This window comes from Streptomyces sp. TRM70350, from assembly GCF_019219825.1.
GTDB lineage: Bacteria > Actinomycetota > Actinomycetes > Streptomycetales > Streptomycetaceae > Streptomyces.
On sequence record NZ_JAHUXH010000141.1, the window covers coordinates 1 to 303 of the forward strand.

1 pseudogene is annotated in these 303 nt (G+C 73.6%); it reads left to right on the plus strand.

Going from position 1 to position 303, the window contains the following annotated elements:
- Positions 1 to 303 (plus strand): annotated as a pseudogene (locus KWI83_RS37945) (acetyl-/propionyl-CoA carboxylase subunit alpha); the annotation flags it as partial.

Below are 303 nucleotides of genomic sequence, written 5' to 3' on the forward strand. Positions count from 1 at the left end.
CGTCCGCGAGATGTTCCGCATCGCCGACGGCGAGGAGCTCGGCTACGACGACCCGCCGCTGCGCGGCCATTCGTTCGAGTTCCGGATCAACGGCGAGGACCCTGGCCGCAACTTCCTCCCGGCCCCCGGCACGGTCACCACGTTCGCCCCGCCGTCCGGCCCCGGTGTCCGCCTGGACGCGGGTGTGGAGTCCGGCTCGGTGATCGGCCCCGCCTGGGACTCGCTGCTGGCCAAGCTGATCGTCTCCGGCCGCACCCGCAAGGAGGCCCTGCAGCGCGCCGCGCGGGCCCTGGAGGAGTTCCA